The 24,285-nt window shown below is 39.3% G+C and carries 18 protein-coding genes and 1 riboswitch; of the genes, 5 read left to right on the top strand and 13 right to left on the bottom strand.

What is annotated here, in order from left to right:
• Nucleotides 1-45: 45 nt before the first annotated feature.
• The 5 genes from KFZ56_RS08810 to pruA all read right to left on the bottom strand — a co-directional run bounded on the left by KFZ56_RS08810 (nucleotide 46) and on the right by pruA (nucleotide 8,019).
• Nucleotides 46-951, bottom strand: coding sequence for a hydroxymethylglutaryl-CoA lyase (locus KFZ56_RS08810; protein ID WP_222641591.1), 906 nt, complete (start codon nucleotides 949-951; stop codon nucleotides 46-48).
• Nucleotides 952-1,304: 353 nt separating this feature from the next.
• A complete protein-coding gene (gene ssuE / locus KFZ56_RS08805; RefSeq protein ID WP_222641589.1) occupies nucleotides 1,305-1,853 on the bottom strand; it encodes an NADPH-dependent FMN reductase in 549 nt (182 codons plus the stop codon).
• 122 nt (nucleotides 1,854-1,975) lie between these two features.
• A riboswitch (SAM riboswitch) is annotated at nucleotides 1,976-2,082 on the bottom strand.
• 124 nt (nucleotides 2,083-2,206) lie between these two features.
• Entirely contained in the window at nucleotides 2,207-4,939 is a 2,733-nt protein-coding gene (locus KFZ56_RS08800; RefSeq protein ID WP_309228279.1) for a UPF0182 family membrane protein, read from the bottom strand.
• Between the two features lie 167 nt (nucleotides 4,940-5,106).
• A complete protein-coding gene (locus KFZ56_RS08795; RefSeq protein ID WP_222641587.1) occupies nucleotides 5,107-6,102 on the bottom strand; it encodes a proline dehydrogenase family protein in 996 nt (331 codons plus the stop codon).
• A gap of 369 nt (nucleotides 6,103-6,471) precedes the next feature.
• Complete coding sequence (gene pruA, locus KFZ56_RS08790; protein ID WP_222641585.1) at nucleotides 6,472-8,019, bottom strand: L-glutamate gamma-semialdehyde dehydrogenase; 1,548 nt, start codon at nucleotides 8,017-8,019, stop codon at nucleotides 6,472-6,474.
• Between the two features lie 259 nt (nucleotides 8,020-8,278).
• Here pruA and KFZ56_RS08785 point away from each other — a divergent pair, with 259 nt between their 5' ends.
• Both KFZ56_RS08785 and KFZ56_RS08780 read left to right on the top strand, forming a co-directional pair.
• Entirely contained in the window at nucleotides 8,279-9,658 is a 1,380-nt protein-coding gene (locus KFZ56_RS08785) for a sigma-54 interaction domain-containing protein (protein WP_222641584.1), read from the top strand.
• 77 nt (nucleotides 9,659-9,735) lie between these two features.
• Entirely contained in the window at nucleotides 9,736-10,617 is an 882-nt protein-coding gene (locus tag KFZ56_RS08780) for a GNAT family N-acetyltransferase (protein WP_222641582.1), read from the top strand.
• Between the two features lie 131 nt (nucleotides 10,618-10,748).
• On the opposite strand, the gene KFZ56_RS08775 is transcribed toward KFZ56_RS08780, so the two are convergent.
• From KFZ56_RS08775 to KFZ56_RS08750, 6 genes are all read right to left on the bottom strand, one after another.
• Nucleotides 10,749-11,870: an MFS transporter gene (locus KFZ56_RS08775; RefSeq protein ID WP_222641580.1), complete on the bottom strand. Its 1,122-nt coding sequence runs from the start codon at nucleotides 11,868-11,870 to the stop codon at nucleotides 10,749-10,751.
• 297 nt (nucleotides 11,871-12,167) lie between these two features.
• On the bottom strand, nucleotides 12,168-13,379 hold the full coding sequence (locus KFZ56_RS08770) for a hydroxymethylglutaryl-CoA synthase (protein ID WP_222641578.1): 1,212 nt from the start codon (nucleotides 13,377-13,379) through the stop codon (nucleotides 12,168-12,170).
• Between the two features lie 289 nt (nucleotides 13,380-13,668).
• Entirely contained in the window at nucleotides 13,669-14,928 is a 1,260-nt protein-coding gene (locus KFZ56_RS08765) for a YeeE/YedE family protein (RefSeq protein WP_222641576.1), read from the bottom strand.
• 135 nt (nucleotides 14,929-15,063) lie between these two features.
• Nucleotides 15,064-16,650, bottom strand: coding sequence for a BCCT family transporter (locus tag KFZ56_RS08760; RefSeq protein WP_222641574.1), 1,587 nt, complete (start codon nucleotides 16,648-16,650; stop codon nucleotides 15,064-15,066).
• Nucleotides 16,651-16,867: 217 nt separating this feature from the next.
• Nucleotides 16,868-17,134 (bottom strand): atypical membrane-integrating protein (Mistic protein), encoded by a 267-nt coding sequence (locus KFZ56_RS08755; RefSeq protein ID WP_222641573.1) that lies wholly within the window; start codon nucleotides 17,132-17,134, stop codon nucleotides 16,868-16,870.
• 84 nt (nucleotides 17,135-17,218) lie between these two features.
• Nucleotides 17,219-17,494: a hypothetical protein gene (locus KFZ56_RS08750; RefSeq protein WP_222641570.1), complete on the bottom strand. Its 276-nt coding sequence runs from the start codon at nucleotides 17,492-17,494 to the stop codon at nucleotides 17,219-17,221.
• Nucleotides 17,495-17,881: 387 nt separating this feature from the next.
• On the opposite strand from KFZ56_RS08750, the gene KFZ56_RS08745 reads away from it, so the two are divergent.
• Together KFZ56_RS08745 and KFZ56_RS08740 are read left to right on the top strand one after the other, a co-directional pair.
• Nucleotides 17,882-18,754 (top strand): AAA family ATPase, encoded by an 873-nt coding sequence (locus KFZ56_RS08745; RefSeq protein ID WP_222641568.1) that lies wholly within the window; start codon nucleotides 17,882-17,884, stop codon nucleotides 18,752-18,754.
• A gap of 247 nt (nucleotides 18,755-19,001) precedes the next feature.
• The gene (locus tag KFZ56_RS08740; RefSeq protein ID WP_222641566.1) at nucleotides 19,002-20,921 is read left to right on the top strand and encodes a vWA domain-containing protein; all 1,920 of its coding nucleotides are present in this window, start codon (nucleotides 19,002-19,004) and stop codon (nucleotides 20,919-20,921) included.
• A gap of 367 nt (nucleotides 20,922-21,288) precedes the next feature.
• Here KFZ56_RS08740 and KFZ56_RS08735 read toward each other — a convergent pair whose 3' ends face one another.
• Together KFZ56_RS08735 and KFZ56_RS08730 are read right to left on the bottom strand one after the other, a co-directional pair.
• Nucleotides 21,289-21,999, bottom strand: coding sequence for an MOSC domain-containing protein (locus KFZ56_RS08735; RefSeq protein WP_222641563.1), 711 nt, complete (start codon nucleotides 21,997-21,999; stop codon nucleotides 21,289-21,291).
• 52 nt (nucleotides 22,000-22,051) lie between these two features.
• Nucleotides 22,052-22,996 carry a threonine ammonia-lyase gene (locus KFZ56_RS08730; RefSeq protein ID WP_222641561.1) on the bottom strand — a complete coding sequence of 315 codons (945 nt, stop codon included), beginning with the start codon at nucleotides 22,994-22,996 and terminating at the stop codon, nucleotides 22,052-22,054.
• Nucleotides 22,997-23,344: 348 nt separating this feature from the next.
• Here KFZ56_RS08730 and KFZ56_RS08725 point away from each other — a divergent pair, with 348 nt between their 5' ends.
• Nucleotides 23,345-24,232 (top strand): fructose bisphosphate aldolase, encoded by an 888-nt coding sequence (locus KFZ56_RS08725; protein ID WP_222641559.1) that lies wholly within the window; start codon nucleotides 23,345-23,347, stop codon nucleotides 24,230-24,232.
• The last annotated feature ends 53 nt before the right edge of the window (nucleotides 24,233-24,285 follow it).

The following is a 24,285-nucleotide window of genomic DNA, read 5'->3' as shown; positions in this document are numbered from 1 at the left end:
CAACATTCACAGTCAAGGAGAGAATATTCACAGAAACATATAAACTTAAGCTGTACTTACATAATGTGCGAGCGCCTTACTTGGTAATGACTTTCCTAATTTATTTTGCATAAATAGTGCTGCTTCTTGAATTTTGCGTTCCTGAATGCCTGTTTTTATCCCTAAGCCATGGAGAAGATATAATACATCATTTGTTGCCACATTTCCGGCTGCACCCGGTGCGTAAGGACAGCCGCCCAAACCTCCAACAGAACTGTCAAATCGCGTTATGCCGTATTCCAGGGAACGCATGATGTTAGCAATAGCCATACCTCTTGTGTCATGAAAATGCATGATGATTTTCTCTTCCGAATAGTTGGCCAAAACTGCTTCTAGCAGCTGATCCACTTGCGACGGTACAGCTGAACCGATTGTATCTCCAAGGGAAATATCATCTGCGCCATATTCAAACAATTGATCACAAACATGGATAACTTGATCAGGTGTTATCTTACCTTCAAACGGACAATCAAATACAGTAGAAACATAGCCTGTTACTCTCTTACCCTCTTGCTTTGCTTCACGGATAACATCTCGCATCACGGGGAATGTTTCTGCTATCGTTTTATTAATATTTTTCTTATTGTGGGTTTCGCTTGCGGACATAAACACGGAAGCCCCATCAATACCTGCTTCCAATGCATGTTCAAGCCCCTTCCTATTTGGAACCAGCGCCGAATAGAAAACACTCGGATGTTTAATTATCCGCTTACCTACTTCTCGTGCATCGGAAAGATTTGGTATCCATTTCGGATGCACAAACGACGAATACTCAATCTCCTTGACACCTGACTCAGAAAGCATATTAATCCAAGCCACTTTATCGTCTGTCGAAATCCAGTCCTTTTCATTCTGCAAACCGTCTCGAGGTGCTACTTCCTTTACCTGTACAAAATCCGGCCAATGCTGCATGGTCTTCCCTCCCTAGTTAAAGATAGTCAGTAATAGGTGATAAGAATGCGCTTACAAAAACAATTAATTACTTTAACTTTATTCAACTATATATAATTGTATTCAACTTTGTTGAATTAAGTGTATAGTCATTGTTGGTAAAATGTCAACTCCTTTGTTTAAAAATAAAAAGAACCAGTGCCTTTCAATTAAATGGCACCGGTTCTTTTTTCATACAGTTATTTTACAATACGCTTTTGGTATTTTTTCCAGAGTGATGATTCGGCAATTACTCCTTGGATAGATAAATATCTCTAAGTGTATGCTTCCATCCTTTTTTTGAGTTGTCTCCTCCTATTTCATGAATCGTCCAATCAGGTTAAAAACACTGTTGAGGCCTGCCTGTTAACGATCTCAGTAAAATACTGAAGTTGCTTTTTCGTACGTTGTAAAATATCCTCATCGATAATGGGGTTTTCTTTTCTTTTATCTATTTGACGATCAAGCAGATAGAGACCTTTTAAATTATGACCTTTTAACGTAGCTAACACTGGCTTCAAGGTATATTCGATCGCTAGCAAATGAGACGCACTCCCACCTGTCATCAGCGGAAGTACTGGTGTGTGTTTGAGTACATCCTGTGGGAGAATATCAAGCAACGCTTTTAAGACTCCTGAATAGGCACCCTTATACACTGGCGATCCAACAATAACACCCTTGGCATTTTGGATTAGTTCTGTCACTTCGTGAATAGCCGGACTATCAAACTTCCCTTGAAATACCTCCTCTGCCGGCACATCTTTAATCGAAATATGAGTCACTGAGAAATGTTCCTGTTTAAGTAAGTTCCCTAGATATTTAAGCACTTGTTCTGAACGCGAAAAGGCTGAAGGACTTCCTGATATCACAACAATTTCACTCATAATGATCATCCTTTCTTATCCATGCATTTTTACTATATTCTCTTAGCAAGAAATTCTGCACTTCGCCATTAAAACAAGCCCCCTTTTCTTATAATGAGAAAGAGGGCTTATCTGATATTCCGCTCTTATCTCCCAAGATTACTCTCGGTGGAATTAGCACCTTTCCAACATTTGTCAGAGGTTGCTGAAGCTTCATAGGGCCACATCCCTCAGCTTCTCTGGATAAGAATATTTAATTATATGGTATAGTGTATTTTAATTAATCCGATAAGTCAAGTCAGTTTTGAAAATTTTAATAATGATGTTAGAGAAAAGAACCCCAAATTCCTCTGGAGTTCTTTTCTCTATTACAATCATTGTTCTTCCTCAGTTAATTTGTCTTCTATTTCTGTCATAATTTCTGCAGCTTTATTCCAGTCGCCTTCAGCTAACGCATCTTGATAGGAATTGAATAGATCTGAAAACTCTTGTAATAGCTCGTCAGATTCTGAAATTGGCTGTTCTTGTTCCCCCGGCTCTTCCTCAGATGTTTGTTCTTCATCTGGCTGACGATTCGGATCCACAAGATTGAGCATTTGCTCCATCGACTCCTCAAACGTTTCTTCCATTACGATGTGGTCCTCATAAGCAACGACAACCTGTTTTACTTCCGGAAGTGATGTCTCATTGGAAGACTCAATATAAATTGGTTCGACGTATATAACTGTATCTTCAATTGGAATGGCAAGTAAGTTCCCACGAATCACTTCTGATCCACCTTGTGACCAAAGATTCAATTCCTGAGAAATCGTGCTATCCTGGTTAATCCGGTTTTCAATTTGCTGCGGACCGTAAATATTTTCTTGCCTTGGGAAACGATAGACAAATTTTTCACCATAATATTCCCCATCATTACGTACACCGATCCATGCAAGCATATTTTGACGATTTTTCGGTGTATAAGGCATCATCAGAATAAACTCTTCCTCATCGTATTCGGGAAGCTTCATTGTTACATAGTATGGTTCCATTTCAATATCTTCGTTAAAGTATTTCTCTGTCGGGAACTCCCATGCATCTTCCCGATTATAGAACATTTCCAGATCAGTCATATGATACGTACCATACATTGATGCTTGAATGCTAAATAATCTTTCAGGGAAGCGGAAATGAGCCTGCACGTCTGCTGGGATTTCCTCTGTGAACAATTCAGGGAACATTTTCTGGTATGTCTGCACCAACGGATCATCCGGATTTGCAATATAAAAATCGACTTCGCCAGTATAGGCATCAACAGTCACCTTCACCGAGTTTCGAATATAATTGTCGTTATTCTGATAAGACTCTGAGTATGGATACCTTTCACCTGTTAGATAGGCGTCCATCATCCAGGCCAGACTGCCATCATCACGTACAAAAATGTACGGATCGGAATCATATTCAAAAAAAGGAGCGATTCGATTAACACGATCCATAATATTTCGGGTCTCAAGAAACTGACTTTCATCTGTTAGTTGATCAGAGAAGAACATCCGAAATGATCCCTCTTTTAAAGCAAATAACGCCCGGTTAATCCCGCCTAATGAAATCCCTGAATCCTCCTCATATCGATTCGATATATTTTCATCACCAGAAGGATAATCAAATTCATCTACTTCCGAATTCACGATTACATTCGGGTAATCTTCTTCTCCGTAGTAAATTTGAGGACGAGACACATCCAAATCTCCCTCGGGCGGAAGATCTTGTAGCATATATTCTGGTTGACCTTGAGCAGTTAGCTCATTAACATGACTCATCGTGACTCCGTAGCCATGTGTATACCTCAGGTTCTGATTCACCCAGGTTTGTGCCTGCTCTGGTAGATCGACTGTACTTAACTCCCTTGCTCCAATAAAAACCTGCTCATATTCATCGCCAATTTCATATCGATCAATATCAACATCGTTAAATTGATAATACGATCGAAATGTTTGAAGCTGATTATATACATCAAGCAGTGGTCTTGAATCATTAATCCGTACATTATTGATGGTTAATTCATTATCTTCCACCAATCCTTCGTCTAAGGATCCATTACCTGAATGTTCTGTTTCATTTATATCTTCCAGTTCATAAGCTGCCTGTGTAAAATGAAGATTATGCTCCAGAAACTCTTCTTCCTGATAAAATTCATTTGGCTGTACGAGAAATTGTTGCACACCTACAGATGCCAGTTGTCCGACAATGACAACCCCAACATAAGTAACAATAGGTATGAACATAGATTGGATCTTTCCTTTTCGCAGTGCAATAATCATCCAAATGGTTCCAATAATAGCTACTGCTGCTAGAATATAAGCTTTTGGTATATTGATGAGGCTATCCGTATAACTCATCCCATGTACAACACTTTGTTGAAAAAGGTTCACCTGATTCGTCAACAATGTACTATATGGCATTAGCAAGTGATTACAAGCTAAGAGGACTCCAATCGTTCCTAAGGTTATTCCCATATGCCACTGAGCTGAACGGCTCATTCGATACATATTAAACACCGAGTATGATCCGATCTGCACAATAAGGAAAAAGATGCTTAAACCAAGTAAAAGATAAACAATAAATTCCAAAAAAGGAAGAACAAACATATAAAAAGAAATATCCATATTAAAATACGGATCCGTTTGTTCGAATGAAGCATGATTTAAAAGTTTGAGTGCAGGCTCCCATCCAATCCCTTGTACTACTGTGCTACCAATAAGTCCAGCCAAGATTGAAACACCAAGCATCATTGCATTCATTGTTTTCCGCTTCAAAATAACCGGTGGTAGCTGATGCGAATCAAAATGCGTTACGTATGAACGAATTATCCAGAAAAAAGTGAAATATGTAACTACGGAGAATAAGATAAAACCCGCTACTCCGAGCAATACTTTACTTCCCAGGATAGTCGTAAACACGCCCCCAAAATCAAGGTTATTCATCCATATATAATCTGTGATCCAATGAAATGCTAGCGATCCAACAACAAAAAGAAGTAGTAATATACCTATTATAATACCGAAACGACTACCAAACTTTTTCAGTTTTTCTACTTGTTTGGCACTCATTTTACTTTCATTATTCAAAAAGTACCCCCCTTAGTTTCTGTTATTCATTAATGATAACAGATTTGTGACGTATTTTCTTTCTAAAAACAATGAAACATAACTTTTATCATAAACACGAAAAGTCATAGTATGATTACTATGACTCATTTTACAAGACTAGCTAAATAAGATTCCACCTGCATTCACTACTTCTTACGTCCCAACAAAACCAACAACGTGGTTCCTGCCACAATTCCGAGGACAACCGGAAATTTTTTCAACTTATTTTCCGTTGTGTAGAAAGTATCCTTTACCACTAAATTAATATTCTGCGGACGTTCAGCCATACGACGCATGAAATACCCAAACCAGTCCGTGCCGAATGGAATATAGGTACAAAAATTATATCCCTCCTTAGCAAGCCCATACTGCATATCATTCCGAAAGCCATAAAGCATTTGAAATTCATAATTTTCTTTGTTAATGTTATTTTCTACAATAAAATCTTTCAATTCATGGATGATATCATGGTCGTGTGTTGCGATAGAAGTAAATGTATCTCCAAGCAGTCTTTTCTTAGCAATTGTTATAAAATTACGATCAATAGCTGCATTGTCCTGATAAGCCACTTCCTCACTTTCTTTATAAGCTCCTTTCACCAGTCTGAGACGTACATCCTTGAGGCTCTCCAAATCTGCTTCAGTTCGATAAAGATAAGATTGCATAACAGTACCCACATTTTCATAGCGTTTCCTTAAAATATGAAGTACATCGAGTGTTTGCTGGTAATGTGCATAATCTTCCATATCGATATTGACAAAAATATTATACCGATCTGCCACATGCAAAATTTCAAGCATATTTTGGATACAAAAATCATGATCAATATCCAGTCCCATTTGTGTTAATTTCACGGATATATGACACTCGATATTTTCCGTATTAATTGTTTCTAAGAGACGAATAGATTCTCCCTTCGCTTCAATAGCCTCTTCTTTTTCAGATACGAATTCTCCCAAACGATCAAGTGTGCAGCTTATTCCACGGCCGTTGAGCTTCTTGACGGTTTCTGTAACGCTTTCAATTGTGGTGCCTGCTACAAACCTTTGTGCACCCAAACGAAACCCCCATTTTTTAGCACTTTTATTCAATAATTTATTATTTGATAAGCTTATGAAAAAATCTCTTGTTAGATTGGACATGCCGGCTGCTCCTTTCAGGTAACGTATACAATTGCAGCATTTAGATATGAAGCGTAAACCCTCATGAATAAGTAGGAAGAATGAGGCTGGGACAAAAGTATTTTTAACAAATAGATTCCGAACATACATCGCTTCTAAAAATATACTTCGCGCACCTTAGGGCGGCTGGTGAGCCCCCTTGTGCGCTTCGTGTTGCAAGTGGCTTCGAGGGGCAGCACTCCTCGCAAAAAAGATTGCTATCGCACTTCGGTGTCTCACCTATGCCTTCCCTCCCGCTGGAGTCTCCGCATATTTCCTACGCTAAGTTTGATAATGTTCGTCTTTTTAATGAAACACGTTTGTTTTGTCCCAGCCTCATTCCAGCTCCTACTAGAAATGTTGTGATAGCGTTTTAGCCTCTAAGAAATGCTGCAGATAATCCGGCCCCCCTGCTTTGGAATCAGTACCGGACATTTTGAACCCTCCAAACGGTTGATAACCTACAATAGCTCCAGTACATCCACGGTTGAAATAGAGATTACCTACTTGGAATTCATAGCGCGCCCGATTTAAATGTTCACGATTATTAGAGATTACCGCACCGGTTAAGCCGTATTCAGTGTTATTTGCAATCTCGAGCAATTCATCAAAGTCCGAGGCTTTTGCAAATCCGAGAACAGGACCGAAAATTTCCTCCTGCATGATACGCGCTTTCGGATCTAAATCTTTGAAGATTGTCGGGTGAACGAAATAACCGTTTGTATCATCCGTTTCTCCGCCAATAACAAGTTCTCCCTCTTGCTTTCCGATTTCAATATAATCGCTAATTTTATCAAATTGTTTTTGATTAACAACAGCACCCATATAAACATTTTCTTCACTCGAATTCCCTACTGTTAATTCTTTTGTCAGTTCCACGCAGCGATGGAGCACATCATCGTATACATCCTTATGCAGAATAGCTCTTGAGCAGGCAGAACATTTCTGACCAGAGAACCCAAATGCGGAATGCACAATGGATTGGGCAGCAAGCTCCAAGTCTGCATTATCATCAACAATAATTGTATCTTTCCCCCCCATTTCAGCGACCACTCGCTTAAGGAAGGTTTGCCCCTGTTGTACTTTTGCTGCACGTTCGATAATACGGGTTCCAGTTGCACGGGAACCGGTAAAATTAATAAAGTGGGTACTTGGATGATCCACAAGATGATCGCCAATTTCAGCAGGGTCCCCGGGCACAAAATTCACCACACCTTTTGGCAGACCTGCTTCTTCCAGTGCTTCTACCAATTTATATGCGATCACCGGTGTATTCTCAGATGGCTTTAACAGCACGGGGTTTCCCGCTACAATCGGCGCAACCGTCGTTCCTGCTACAATCGCAAATGCGAAGTTCCATGGTGGAATCGTGACACCAGGTCCCATCGGCTGATAAAAATACGTATTTTCTTCATCCACACGATCATTGATTTCTTTCCCTTTCGCTAGCTCAACCATATGGCGCCCGTAGTACTCCATGAAGTCAATTCCTTCTGCTATATCTGCATCAGCCTGCCCCCATGGTTTAGCCGCATCATATACTAACCATGCAGAAAACTCATGCTTTCGACGGCGCACAATGGCTGCTGTTCTATACAGGACTTCCGCACGTTCTACCGCAGTCCATGTTCGCCATGTTTTAAAGGCTTCCTCAGCTGCTTCCATCGCTTGATCTACATATTTTTTTGTTGCTTTCGATACATTTCCAACAACTTGATTTTTATCGGAAGGGTTAACAGAATTCAATTTGTCATCTGTATAAATTTTCTCCCCATTGATGATTAATGGATAATCTTGTCCTAACTGACTTTTCACATTCCTGAGTGCCGCCTCAAACTCCTTTTTATTTGTTTCATCGTTAAAATCGGTAAATGGTTCATGTTTAAACGGTAAAACCAAAATAAAAACCTCCTTGATTTTTTATAATTTACACTGAAAGCGATTACCATTACGTGTTCAAAAAATATCTATGGAAACCCTTCCATCATTACATATGCAAAATTCATGCCAATATACTTTTCTATGTTTCTATGAGCCATTCGCCTTCTCTGCAACATTTGCCTATCAAAATCATTTCGATTCACGTTTACTATATTTACAATAGTGTAAAATTCATTTACACTTATATTTACAATTCAATGTAGATGGAGGGAGTATAATGGCTTATGAACATTATTACCTGAATGCTGTATTAGCTACAGAAGATGATGCTATCACGATTATCAACCAGCATAAGGAAGTAATTTTTTGGAATGATGCCGCTGTACAAACGTATAACATTAAGCGTACGGATATTATAGACAGAAATATAACAGACTTTTTCCATGACGATGATTTAATGGCTTTAAAGGTACTGGAGGCGAAAAAAGCCGTTCATGATACGTACCACCGTCCGCGTAGCGATAAACATGTGGTTGTTAATGCATCCCCGATTTTCACAGAAGATGAAGAACTGATTGGAGCAATATCTGTGGAACGGGATATCAGCCAAATTGTAAAACTAAATGATAACTTAGTCACCACCTCCACAGCATTAAATGAATTAAGGCAAAAGGTATATACAACAAATACAGAAGAAAACCCTTTTTCACGATTAAAAGGAAACAGCCTACCACTCCAGCAAACGATTCAAATTGCAAGTAAAGCAGCCAAAACAGATGCTACAACCCTGGTTCTTGGGGAAAGTGGAACGGGTAAAGAAATATGCGCACGAGCGATTCATGAGGCGAGCCCTCGTAAAGACGGTCCGTTCATTCCTGTTAACTGTGGTGCAATTCCAGACGCCTTATTTGAAAGCGAATTATTTGGCTATGAAGGTGGTGCATTTACAGGAGCCGAAAAAAAGGGGAAAACCGGCAAAATTGAAATGGCAAATGGTGGTACCTTATTCTTGGATGAAGTTGGCGAACTTCCACTTGATATGCAGGTAAAGTTGCTCCGCGTACTACAGGAAAATATCATTTATAAAGTTGGTAGCTCTTCTGGAACACCGATAAATGTCCGATTCATCGCAGCAACGAACCAAAATCTGGAGCATCAAATGGAAGAAAAACAATTTCGTTCCGATTTATTTTATCGCTTAAATGTCATTCAAATCACCATGCCCCCATTACGACAGCGAATCAATGACGTAGTCGAGCTGGCAAAACTATTTCTCCATCAATTTGCGATTCAATACGAAGTACCACTTCCAACACTTGATCAAGATGCAGTGGAAGCACTTTTTCAATATCATTGGCCAGGCAATGTACGGGAATTACGAAATTTGATCGAACGTGTGATCATACTCACGGAAAAATCCGTCATCAAAAAACAGGACATCCTTGCCTTTTTCCACCGTACATCTACCCCAAATAAGGAACCGGAAATAGATAGCCACTCGTTGGTTCAGGAAAAAGAAGATGTGGAGAAAAAACGAATGGAAGAGGCACTTTGGCAACATAATGGAAATAAAACCGCAGCTGCGAAAACACTTGGGATCTCACGGGTGACACTTTACAATAAGATTAGAAAGTACGGAATTGATCCAAAGACATAGGGCCTGAGACTTTTACCTATCGTAATAAAAAGTTTATAATATCTGCTAAAATGACCTTTTTAGGGAGTGAATAATAGATGGAGACAACAATTCGGCCTTTGCACTATGGCGACTCTCCTCAGGTTCTAGCTTTGGATACCGGGATTGAAGATGATTATGTAAAAAATATATTTGAGCGGCTTGTCGAAGAAAATAATCACTTGTTTGGATTATTTCAGGATGGACAACTTGTCAGTATAGCGGGTTATACCATCTATGCGAGAAGTTATGCCATGCTTGGCAGACTTAGAAGTGACCGCAGATTCAAGGGAAACGGCTTTTCCACATCTCTGCTAACCCATGCATTGCACGCAGCATTTCATCAGCCTGACATTCAGTGGGCTGGTGCTAACACACAGGAGCATAACTTACCAGCACAACGTGTCATTGAGAAAAATGGTCTATCCAATTACGCAACTTTACACGGTGCTGTTACAAAAGATACTTCCGCGCTCACGGCAGGTGCAAAACCTTGGAATCCTGTTACCAACTTGCAGCGAAAAAGAGATTGGATAAACCAAACTTATGTGAAGTCCGGACAAGTTTTTCCATATGAATGTTATTACCCCTTCCCCGCTTCCATGGAGCTATTTCAAGACGAGGACCTTGAACAATGGGCGTTTTATGAAAATAATGATCAAACCCGCATGCTGATTACTAAGACCGATCAAAAGAAAAATCATTATCTGCATGCTGTATATCCATGGAGCGACATCACCTCACAGCCCGGATTATGGGAAACAATCTCGAGTGATTACGAAAGTTTAAAGGAAACCACAGGAGAAGACACGTACATATGGATGGATGTAACGAAAGAAGAAGCACAAATACTCCCTGCCAATCACGGGTTTGAGTTACCTTCCCCGTGGATATTGTATGGGATTGATAGAACAAATTGGGAGAAATTAATGGGAGATTAAAAATGGAGTCACCCCCTCTTTGCTGAAAATATTATGATCACCATGCGAATAACGCACATGGTGATCATTTTCTCTTTTGATTTGGGTATAGATAACCCGAATAATAGTCCGAGATAAAGTGGAGCAAAGACTTATAGATTATGTTTTCTCTTATAATCGCCAATGAACTTAATCCCTTTCACAAAGATCAGTAAAGTGGCCCATAAAAACAAATTAAAAATATTCATGATAAATATAGAACCATACAGGTTCGGTATATCCCTAAATAACGAAACGATAAACAGACCCAAGCAATTACCTATACTAACTACGATAAAATAAAGAATGGGATTATACCATTTTGTATAACTCCTCCAATAAACAAAAACAAAAGGAATAAGCGCGTTAATGATTATTGCAGTAAATAATGCTTCTCCAAAGCTTACAACGCCATCTTCATCAAGCGGCATTCCCGGCATCATTACACTACCAAAGAACACAGCAAAAACAAACAGCATCCACAATGTAAGTTTTTCCGCTCTTCTTGTTTTAGGAACCTTTATATCCTCTTTTACCGTCTTAATCTTTTCTTCGCCCTCTTCTGATATCCACTTAGGGAAAGGGTTTCTGTGACTTTCCTCGCCCAGGCGCAATTGGTCACCGGTAAAGTCCCATGGGATGCTCTCCATCTCATAAAAATCTACCTCAATATAGTATGCTGTGATAAATGCAGAAAACAAATCGTAGTTTGTATAGCGAATGGGTATGCCCGCATCAGCAAATCTATCAATCCATTGATTTGGATCATCCATTGGATAGAAATCCTGGACAAAATAATTTCCTTGATACATCAAAATCAACCGTGCATCAAACCGGAAATAATCCCGACCTTTATGTACAGGTATGCGGGTCGGCAAATGCCCGATCAGTACTTTATCCATATCTTCAAAGGGAGTATAAATTTCTTTTTCTTTTCCTGTTTTCGTATATTCCCAGTGCTGATAAAGGCCATTGTCGTTTAATTCATAACTGTATACGACTTCTCTCTGCCTCGGATAAAAAGCAAGTGCGAAAAATATCATGGGTGCTGCAATTACTAAAAAGAGAATCAACAGTGCCCACAACCCACTATCTACTATTACAATATAAATACCAAATACGATCAACAACAAAGCAACCAATCCGAATACAAGGAATAAGAGGAAGAATAGTCGTTTATCTCTTTCGGTATGTCTATTCGAGTGTTTAATAGGATCATATTTATTTTTTGCCATCTATGTAGTTCCTTTCTACATTCTACGTTAAACCATTTATCATCGCAATAATTACTAACACAACCAAGATAATAACAATCCAGAAGAACAAATTCTTGTATATCGGACTATGTTCTTTCACGTGATCACCCCTTTTGTCTAACGCGTTTTAATCTTAGCATAAAAAACAGGAAGTGAGTTTATGTTAGCGCTTATATTTCATCGTGTCAAAAGCTAATTTGAATGATTTATAGATTAAATGTAGAGGAAAGATCCTTTTGATGTTGCCCACACCAAAAGGATCTTTTCAACCAACTATCAACGTTCTACATGTGCCGCCACTTTTTCTTCTCTAATACCACTTGCCTTATTCACATACTGGCGAGCATGTCCCTCGATCCCCGACAGACAAACGTTTGCAGGATCCTGATGAATATCAAGTTCAAGCCTAGACCCGTCCGTTGGCAAAGTTTCCTGGAAAATCTCCTCATATTCGGAAACCGTTACTTCCTTACGTGTGGCAAATAATTCACGGTGACGTTCCACATGTAAATGCTCCCGGTAGCCATTCTTTAATCTGCCAGCAAATAATTCCCCTACTGCCCCTGATCCATAGCTGAACAGCCCAATTCGCGAGCCATCTTGCAAATCTTCATTTTGCTCAAGTAGGGAAAGCAGACTTAAATACAATGAAGCGGTATAAATATTACCAACATTTCTGTTGTATATCGCACCAATTTGGTGGTTTGCTAATAAACGTTCACTATCTGCTTCTGATCCTTCATCTAATACAGCTTTTAGTGCTTTTTTACCCATCTTCGTATAAGGCAAGTGAAAAGAAAATGCATCAAAATCTGCTAGCTCCAACCCTGTTTTGGCTTTGTACTGATCCCAGGCACGGGAAAAGAATGCAATATATTGCTCATTCGATAATTTTCCATCTACAAATGCTTCCCCGGAATACGCAGGACGCCAGAAATCCATTACGTCATCAGTCAAATAAGCGCTCGGGCCCTCAAATACCATAATGCTTGGATCTTTACTAACAACCATAGCAATAGCGCCAGCTCCTTGTGTTGCTTCGCCTCCGGTATTCAAACCGTATCTCGCAATATCAGAGCCCAGCACCAATACCCTGCTTTCCGGATTTAATGCGATATGACCTTTCGCCATTTGAATGGCGGCAGTAGCTCCATAACAAGCTTGTTTCACCTCAACAGCTCGAGCTTGTGCGTTTAGACCAAGTAGTCGGTGTACATATACTGCTGCTGATTTTGATTGATCAATACCAGATTCCGTTCCGAATAAAACAAAGTCAATCTTTTCTTTATCTTCTTCATCTAAAATTTCGAGTGCTGCATTTGCTGCCATTGTCACCGGGTCCTGTGTAAGCGGTGCGATAGCCATTTTCTCCTGACCGATTCCTATTGTAAATTTTTCTGGTTCAACATTTCTTTCGTAAGCGAGTTTGTTCATATCCACATATAAATGTGGGGTGTAAAAACCAATTTTGTCAATTCCAATTTCCACGATAAGCTCTCCTTTGCTTTTTCTGTGTTGTGTACATTCCTTGATGATAGGTCTGTAGGATGTTTTCCTATACAATCTTTATAATAATATAGAGGCTTTATTCAACACAATTGAAGCGTTGTTGGGGTAGCATGGAAAATGGAAAGAAGTTGGTTGATTCTTCTCATTCCCGCATTGATTTCTCGCACTTTCCGTTGATTCCTATATCCAAAATGCCTCATATTTGCTATTACCAGGCACGCAAAAACCACCATGTATTGAGACACATGGTGGTCCATTATGCTTTTCGTCAACAAAACGAATCTTTTGATTTTGGCACCGATAATCCAAACAATGGTCTGAGATAAAGTGCTACAAAGGTTCCCGCTAATGCAAGGATCCCCCAAATATATCCATGAAGGCTAAATGATGCAATACCACTGAAGTATGCACCGATATTACAGCCAAATGCAAGTCGAGCTCCATATCCCATGAGTAGACCTCCTATAACGGCTGCAGTTACATTTTTCGGATTCATTCTTGTAAACTTGAAAAGTCCACCTGCTGCTGATGCTAGAAATGCCCCTATGATTACACCTAAGTTCAATACAGTGGTAGAATCGGTCAAAATCGATGACTCCAGTACAGCAGCATTAGCACCTTGCCAATAACCCCAACTCGCTACATCAATTCCGAAGAACTGTGCCGTTTTTGAACCCCATAAAGCAAAAGCTGAGGTTATCCCCCACGGTGTACCACGAGTCATTAACGTTAAAGCATTCAGAACAGCTAACGCGATCGCGGCAGCAAACAAAGGCCACGATCCACGGAAAATTCTCTTCCAACCAGTTGCTGATGGTACTGAAGCCACTTTAGGTGATTTTTTCCTTTTTTCAACTACTAAAGTAAACCATGCGATCAGACCAAACAATACAATCGATAATACCCATGCGCCTCCATAACCAAGCCCTGTAGAAGTTGCTAAAGAAACAGGTTTAAATGCAGGTAAATCTTCCGTCCAGAAAGGAAGGTGTTTTGCTCCTATTGTTGAACCAGCAATAAAGAATAATAGCGTTACAAACATAACAGTACGCCCTCCACCAACGGCATAAAGCGTACCGGACGCACAACCTCCCCCAAGTTGCATCCCTATTCCAAACATGAAAGCACCTACGATGAGGCTAACACCAATTGGAGATAAATTCCCAGCAACCTCTTCACCGAAGAATGAATAGCCAAATGCTAGAATCGGAGCAAATAATGTAACAGCAACAGCTAACATTAGCATGTGTGAGCGTAAAGCCTGCCCATTTCCAACAGATGCGAATCTACGAAATGCTGAGGTGAAACCAAAACGTGCATGGAATAATGTATATCCAAGTAACAAACCAATGACAAGTAACAATGGTTGAATACTATTTTGTGTGATCATTAAATATATCATTAATATAGCACTAACAATTAGCCCTCCAATTATTAGTGGAATTTGAGGTTTATTTAAATCAGGTCTTTTTTCCACTGGATCTTTCACTTCACTTATAGATTGTACGCTAGATGCTGACGTTGTCACTTTAAACACCCTTTCTTGATAAATTTAGTCGGATTTATTTTATTATAATAACGGCTTAACGCCATTGTGTCAAAGAAATTTATTCAAAAGAAGGCAAGCCCGAATTTCAGGCTCACCTTCTTTATACCGACGCTTCTATTTATCATTCGGTTGTTGCTTCCGTTGCTTTTTCTTCCTAACATTATTTACCCATGCTCTATCCTCATCCATCATTTTCTTAGCAGCGTAAATAGTCAGGAACTGTAATATAATAATTGGTATCCCCAAGAGCCCTGAGACTACTTCCAGCGGAGGGAGTCCCCCTATTCGTAATAATAATAAGGCAAAGACGGTAATGATTGTGGCAACAATCAACCGCAGATTTCTGGAAGGTTCTGATTTACTCATGTTCCTCGTTCCAGCATAAGATGCAATGGTATATGTTGTCGAATCCAGTGTCGTAATCATGAAGATCATAGCAACAACAACAAATGCCACAAGCGCGATTATGGATAAAGGTAGTGAATTCAATATCGCCGGTATAGCTGCCATTGCATCTTCCTGAACAATGTCCAGGACAGGTACTTCCCCAGTCAAGTATCTCTCTACACCAAGACCTCCAAGAACTGCTGTAGCGCCCCAGGCTATGAGCATTGGTGCAAATAAATAAGTCATAATCATTTCCCTTATCGTCCTTCCGCGTGATACCGTTGCAGCAAATACACTGTGTAGCATAGCCCATGTCGCATTATAAGCAAAGTAGAACACGGTGTTGCTTTGTATATGTGTGTCTTCCCCCATATGCACCGCATTCGTATTGAGGATCATATCCGTATAATGGGTAAACAGAAAACCAACTGAGTCTGTGAAATAATTAAGTATGAATACACCCGGACCTGCTATCATGATAAACAAGGCAAATGCGCCGCCAAGATACATATTAAAGGTACTTAATTTTTTAATTCCTCTCTCTATTCCTAAATAAGCACTGATAGAGAAGAAGAAGACCCATACGACCGTTACGATCAATGTTAATCCAAACGTAATGTCAATATTAAAAATTTCAGCCAAGTTATACGTAACAATTGGTGTCCCCAGTCCTAAGGTAACCGCAGCACCTGAAAGAATACTTACCAGGAAAATAACGTCCAATATTTTCCCGCCAATGCCATCTGTAAAATTGTCTCCGAAAATACTGCGACATGCTTCGGAAATTCGCATAAACGGTTTTTTCCGAACATGAACAAGATATCCCAGAGCTGGAGCTGCCATGACGAAGACAGCAAAGGTTTGAAACGTCCACAAGAACATGCTATAGGCATTTCCCCACATCAACGCATCTGCTGACATTGCCTCCACACCAATAGGAGGGTCTACTGCGACATTAGCCCATTCGGTCATCCCTGTACGCATAATAGTAGATCCAAGCCCCATTGCAATGAGAATCGAAGCATATTCAAATAGCGTGAATCTTGGTTTTTCCATTGGATCGCCTAAAACAACATCCCCATATTTAGAAAATGACATATAAAATCCTAGAATAACCATGATAATGGCATACCACAAATAACCCCAGTTAAATATCTCCACAACCTGATTAAATATACTGTTTAACAGTTCTAGCGATTCATCCTGATACATCGCAAACGGTATACAAATAGCGATCATAATAAGCATAGAAGGAGCAAAAATTCTGTGTTCTACTAACTTTGGTTTGCTCGGTTCTTCACTTTTCTTTCTCATGATGAAACCTCCAATTAATCAAATATTCTATTTTTATTTACCACGTGTTTATATTTGTAAACCTGCGTTAATATTGGAAAATTCATCAAAAATAATAGCCCAAGTGTATGAAAAAGTTTTTTCTTAACGTTCAACGGATGTATCAATATAGCGAAACAGTTATTCTATATTCAGTGATTTGGACTCTCTTGTTACTCTTCAAATGGAAACTAGACATTTAAGAGTCATTATCCGTAGTATCTTCTTCTTTGGAATCATTATCTGTCTCTTCCAAACTAAGCCAGGAAAGCATTTCACCAACAATGGCATTAATTTTTTGATTAATGGTTTCATTCCCGTATTTTTCTTTTGCGCGTTCAATATTCTCAATGACATCATCACTAAAAAGAATAATCGGCACATCCTCTTCCAAATTATTGAATAGCTCCAAAATACCATCCAACGATTTATCAAACGACTTTCGTTCCAATTCCGTTGCCTTCATTTTTATCACCCGATAGTTAGCTTGTCCAAAAAATGATAAAATAAAAGAAGGCATGACTTCTTTTAAGCCTTACCTTCTTCCTATTTATAAAATATCGTTATTATTTTGTTGTGCTTCCTGTACTTGCTGACGTGTATCATGCAACTGTTCATAAGCTTGCTGAAATTGGGCATTTTCAGTGGCCTCAGTACCTGCTTGGTTTTGCACATGTTGCAACATGCGCTCTACTTGGCTTAACTGCTGATTTGCTTGTTCCAATAAGCTGAGATCAGAGCCCTGGGCAAGCCGAGCGGTCGCTTGAGCTTCATGTAGCTGTTTACTAACTTGTTGTAATTGATGATGGATATCCTGCTGTACCATAAAATGAACCCTCCATAAATGTGGAATAGATAAGAAATTATATATAGTGTTCCTTAGATTCACCTTCATATGTATGGATGTATCTTACAATTAGGTAGTGATTAAGGTCGTTTCGGTCTCTTAGAATTTCAGCACCTATCCGCTCAATATTTTTCTCCAATTTATCAAAAGGCGATATTAATCGAATTGGAAATGAAGCAATATAGGATACCAAGCATAAGGTAAAAAACGATTGACATAAAACGAACCGGTAAGCAACTCACCAGATCTACTATGTTACTAAAAACGTATTTACTTATTGTATAGCGTAATCACTGTTACAAACATCGGGAAGTGACAAACACCCCCGCTAACGTTTAAAATGGCCATGGAAAGGAGTACGTATCAATGACTCATTATCATCTACCTAAAAATATAACTGACATTCTAAATACAAATCAACGATCTGACGATAATACGTTTCAAGAATTGATTCGCCAAGCGGATTATGTACCACCGAATATAGAGCTATTAATTGACGCTATTTCGGCACTTGGCATGGGTAAAAACATTTTATTGAAAGGTCCAACAGGGGCTGGAAAAACCAAATTCGCAGAAACGTTATCGAACTTATTTCGCCAGCCCATGTTCAGTATCAATTGCTCTGTAGATCTTGATGCTGAAAGTTTAATGGGCTTTAAAACACTGGCATATCAAGAAAATAAACAAGTGATTGAATTTGTCCCCGGTCCTGTAACGAGTGCAATGAGAGATGGAACCTTCCTCTATATTGATGAAGTGAATATGGCCAAACCGGAAACCTTGCCACTTATCAACGGTGTCCTTGACTATCGAAGAACGGTCACCAATCCTTTCACAAATGAAATCATCACAGCAAAAGAAGGATTTAATGTTATTGCTGCAATTAACGAAGGTTATGTTGGTACCGTCCCATTGAATGAAGCACTTAAAAACCGATTTGTCGTCATTGATGTTCCGTATCTTGAAGGAGAACAATTAAAGGAGTTAATCCAGACCAATACCAAATTAACGGACGAAACAATAATCGACTTATTCGTCACCTTATCCAAAGATCTCGTCCGCGCCGTATCCCAAGGGAAACTCGCCGAAGATGCTGCATCCATTCGTGCACTACTTGATGCATGTGATCTGAGCGTACTTATCCCTCCAAAACGTGCTATTCTAAGAGCAATCGTAGATAAGCTGGATGAAGAACGTGAGCAAGAATTTGTAAAGAATGTAGCAGAAACATTGTTTTAGTTTCTTTTCATAATATATTTGTTAGCGAATTAATTTTCGCCGTTGATTGAAACTGTCACGCGTGTGCCACTCTCATCGCCATTCGGGTAAAGAAATGGCACACTACGTTGTCGTTTCTGCATTTTGGAGTAAAAGCAACAAATGGTTTCGGTGGGACGAACCTTTGATACAGCCCCAATCTTTTAGAAGACAGCCTTGCTTAAAAAACAAAAAACCCAATTTTCAACTGGGAAAGGAGGTTAAGAGGATGAAATATAATCGCTGGGATGATTCCAAGATAGATACGACTCTTTTTCTACAATTACAAGATCTTTCCACGATTTTATCGGATAATACAGATTTAAAATTCGAATATCGATATGGCTCATTTATTGACATAAGTGATAAACGAGTAACCGGCAGCAGTTTTTGGGATATTACCAACCAAGAGAAAAAGGAAAACGGGTATAAAACGGATGTGTTTTTACGGACAATTGGAACATTAAAATATTCCTATCTCCCTGCCATGAAAACGTATTTAGAAGAAGTAAACCAATCAAGTCTGCCAGGTTTTGCTACACAACTGTTTACATTACTGGAAGATTTACGATTGGAAGAAATCATAAAAAGGAAGCGCCCCGGTACAAAAAGGAATTTCGTTACTCGGACAGATTACCTAAAACACTACTTTGAGACACAATTAGCTACAAACGTAACAAAAAGCTATCCCCTTGATGAATTGTTTTGTCTCATTTACCTGGTACTTCAAGCAGATAAACCAGATCCAACTTTTCCAAAAGCAAATGAACAACAGCTACATCAATTAAAGATAGTAAAACCAATACTTTATCGTGCTTTTGAAGCAAAAAACACAAATGATACTGCAGAAATCGCCAAACAAATTTGGTTGCCATTAGAAAAGGCCTATAAGGATATGATCAACGTCTATTTTACCTTTCCAATTGCTCATATAGAAAATAATGAAGAAAATACATTATTTGATGAATTAACACGTACGGATGAACTGGAAAATGATGACAAAGAGGACGTTGATAACGAGCATAATGAATATTTTGATGAACGATTCTCAACTTGGCACACAGAGAATCAAAACAGTGACAGGAAGCAAAATTTTCTCCAATTTGACCTAGAAGCTGGCACGAAGACAAGTATCATAGGAAGTGGAACAAGAGAAACAGAAGATGGAGATCAAGCTATGGGAACAGTTCAGGGATCTTCTGGGCAAAGTGACAATAATGATTACTCAGAAACCGAAACAGTGGAGGAGCAAGGGGCAGTGGAAGGAAATCAATCAAGCAAACCATTCTACGGTGAAGAAAATAAACATGCAGTTGCCATTATAAAGAAAGCAGCGCCACCTTCTACGGAAGATCAACGCATCTACCAGGAAAATGTTCGCACTATCCAATCATATAAGCGAAGGCTTGCGTCAACCATAGAAAAATCGCTAGAACACAAAATGAATACTCCACGAAAGGATCTAGTCATGGGACGATTATCAAAGAAACTACTGCCTATCGTAACGGACGAAAACCCAAGAGTTTTTTATAAAAAAAGCGAAGAATCCAATGATATTGACGCCGTTTTCACCCTCCTGGTAGACTGTTCCGCCTCCATGTACAATAAAATGGTTGAGGCAAAAAGAGGGGTCATTCTATTTCACGAGGTTTTAAATCAACTGAAGATCCCCCACTCCATTATCGGCTTCTGGGAAGATGCAAATGATGTAAAGGAACGTTATCAACCGAATTATTTTCACTATATCCATTCCTATACAGACTCCTTCTATAAAAACACAGGAGCTAAAATTATGCAGCTTGAGCCAGAAGAAGATAATCGTGATGGCTTTAGCATACGCGTAATTACAGAAGAATTGGCAGCGAGAAGAGAAAAACATAAATTCCTGCTCGTTTTCTCAGACGGTGAACCAGCTGCAACAAATTATGATCAAAACGGGATTATCGATACAAATGTTGCAGTAGCAGAAGCACGTAAGAAAGGAATCGATGTCATCGGCATGTTCTTAGCAGACGGAGAAATCGACGAAAGAGAAGATCTAATTATGAAAAATATATACGGAAATCAACGTTTAATGATACCAAGCGTTGATCAACTGCCCGAACACTTCGCACCACTACTCAAGAAGTTATTATTACGAACAATCTAAGACGCATAGGAGGCGATTGTTTTCGCCTCAAATGAGCGAAAACGTTTTCCGAGTATAATATTATATATAAAGTTAGTTTAGTAACCTATGAGCCCAATCCGAAAAGCAGCCGCAAATTTGATGAAGCACATGATATTGTTCATAAGGAAAAATAGACTATGCTTAAATGATCCGGAAACAAATGATTAGGTTATGATAAACTAGATTGTATCTTAAAACATACTAAGGCTGGGACAAAACAACCGTGTTTCACGAAACGAACAATTCCAAAGTGATTGCACGATCGAATTTTATTTGTTAAAACACGTCAGTCCCAGTCTCTTAATCTCAAAAGGGCATAATCCATTTTTGCCTGAACAAAAGGTACTTACTCATTAGGACCTATCACACGCTTTCGACTAGTTGAACTTCCCTTGCCCTGTACACGCTTGGATAACGATTCACGCCAACTTGGAGCAAGAAGCTCACAAGCAGCAAGTCTAGCTGCTTGTTCTAGATCCTGCTTTTGATTATACATAATATCATTACATTTCATAACAGTCCATTCAGGGAATGGTCTTTCTTGAAGCTTAAAACAATCCCCTGCTTGAATCTCGCCTTCCTTAAGAACACGAAAATACCAACCTGTCATGCCTTCTTGTTGGATTTTTATTGCCAAATCTTTAATCCTCCAGCGACGAGCAGGTCTCCAGCAAGGCCGTCTAGGTTGCGAGACTTGTACTACAGCTGCTCCGATATGAAATATATCTCCAATACACAAATCTGCTTCAGTGATGTTTTGAACGGCTAAGTTTTCACCAAAGGCACCAATAGTAAAATCCGTTCGTTCAAGCTTTTTCTGCCATTTGGCATAGTGGGAGATGGGATAGACAAAGATTGCCTTTTCCACACCACCATGATTCTTAAGATCTCCATGCCCATCACCTTCCAGTCCGGTTTCACTTGCCCAAACCTTCCCTGCGACGGTGCGTTTTACAATTCCACTTGTCCATTCTCGATCCATTGGATTCTTCGCATCTTTTTGCCCAAATGTCTGTGGTTTTCCGATCATAATTCGCTCAATGACGAGTCGACTCATCCATATCATCTCCTACGTTCACATTTCTCTTCAACCTAAAATTCGAATTAGCTTAACTAAACATCGTAGTATTCCGAACATCAACATTTCCACCGGAAAGAACACAGACAATATTGCTGCCGCCCACACCAAGCTTATCATTCATCGCTGCCGCAACTGTGACAGCACTTGACGGTTCAATCAGCTGCTTCATTCTCTCCAGAACAAGAAATTGTGCCCGACGAATTTCTTCATCGCTTACCATGACAATTTGATCCACATATTTCTGTACAATTGGGAAAGTAACCTCACCCGGCTGGCTAGCACGGAGTCCATCAGCAATGGTACTCGTTTTAGGAATGGAGGTTATTTTCCCATTTTCCAGGGATAGAACCGTGTCATTTGCCGTTTCAGGCTCTACAGCAATGACCGTTATCTTCGGATTTGTCTCCTTAATAGCTGTTAAAATTCCTGAAAGGAGCCCACCACCACCGACGGGGACAACGACAACGTCCGCATCCTCTACCTGCTCCAGAATCTCAAGGCCTACCGTGCCCTGGCCTGCAATAATAAATGGATCATCATAGGGAGGAATATAAATACCGCTATGTTCAGTTGCTAGTTCATGGGCTCGTGGCAGCCGCTCCGCTGAAGTCGTTCCACATAGCTCGATTTTTCCGTTATATGACTTGATCGCATTTATTTTACTTTGATTAGCATCTTCAGGGACGACAATCGTTGCAGGAACTCCAAGTTTGTTCGCTATGTATGCAACAGCCTGTCCATGGTTTCCGGAAGAAGCTGCCGTTACATATTTCGTTCCTTCCCTCACCGCTTTTTTCACTCGATTGGTGGCTCCTCTAATTTTAAACGAACCCGTCTGTTGCAAGTGCTCTGCTTTGAAAAACATCTGATTGCCGCACCATTTCGAAAATTGTGTCGATGAAAGGATAGGAGTATGATGGATCGTGTCAGAAATCTGTTCTCGAGCCTGATGGATATTTTTTAATGAAATCATGTGATCACCTTTTTACACCTTTCTAATAAAATATGCCTGCATTATCTACTTTTACCCTATTACCCATTTTCAATGTAACCTATATTATCTCATATTCCTTCGTATCTCAATGATAAATAACTGTCTTAGCTTCCGGTGATTGTCTTTCATAGTTCTGCCTTTTTTGATTTCAGGTTCCATTCTATCTTAACCGCTATCGATAACATAAAAATATAATATTTCTCTCCAGATTCAATAGGTTCTTTTTACTTTTGGATGCACAACTGGTACAATGTATTATGAAAGGATACGTTTGTGTTGGTTTCTATAAATCATCGACTTTCACAAAATAGATAAGGAGTTGGAATCATGCAAGACGAACAATTAGACTTCATTAAAAATGGTAAAGGTTTTATCGCAGCTCTCGACCAAAGTGGTGGCAGTACACCTAAAGCTTTAGCTCTTTATGGCATCCCGGAAGATTCATATTCCGGTGAGGAAGAAATGTTTGATCTCGTTCATAAAATGAGAACACGTATTATTACCTCCCCTGCTTTCAGTTCTGATTCTATTCTAGGCGCTATTTTATTCGAACAAACAATGGATAATAAAATTGAGGGGCTTTTCTCAGCCGATTACTTATGGGAAGAGAAAGGTATTGTTCCCTTCTTAAAAGTTGATAAGGGACTCGCAGAGGAAGCTGATGGCGTTCAATTAATGAAACCTAATCCTGGTTTAGATGGATTGCTAAAGAGAGCAAATGAAAGAAATATCTTTGGAACTAAAATGCGTTCTGTTATAAAAGAAGCAAATCCTGAAGGTATTAAGAATGTTGTCGATCAACAGTTTGAAACAGGTAAGCAAATTCTTGCTGCTGGTTTAGTTCCAATTATCGAGCCAGAAGTAGATATAAATAGTAAGGATAAAGAAAAATCTGAGGAACTCTTAAAAGAAGAAATGCTAAAGCAATTGGATAAATTAAGTGAAAATGAAAATGTCATGATAAAAATTTCCATTCCAACTGTGGACAACTTCTACAAAGAATTGATGGATCATCCACGGGTTGTAAGAGTTGTAGCTCTTTCCGGTGGTTACCCACTTGAAGAAGCCAATGAAAAACTAGCAGCTAATCAAGGGCTAATTGCAAGCTTCTCAAGAGCTTTATCCGAACCTTTGAATGCTAACCAATCAGATGAAGAATTCAATGCCTTGTTAAAAGATTCTGTTAAGAAAATCTACGATGCTTCCATAACATAAATAAATCCTATAAGAATAGATAGAAATAACGTATAAGTGCATGTTCACCTATA

It is taken from the genome of Virgibacillus sp. NKC19-3 (assembly GCF_019837165.1).
Lineage (GTDB): Bacteria > Bacillota > Bacilli > Bacillales > Amphibacillaceae > Virgibacillus_L > Virgibacillus_L saliphilus.
Note: the sequence above shows the minus strand (reverse complement) of the source record. Positions and strands in the feature narration are given on the sequence as shown.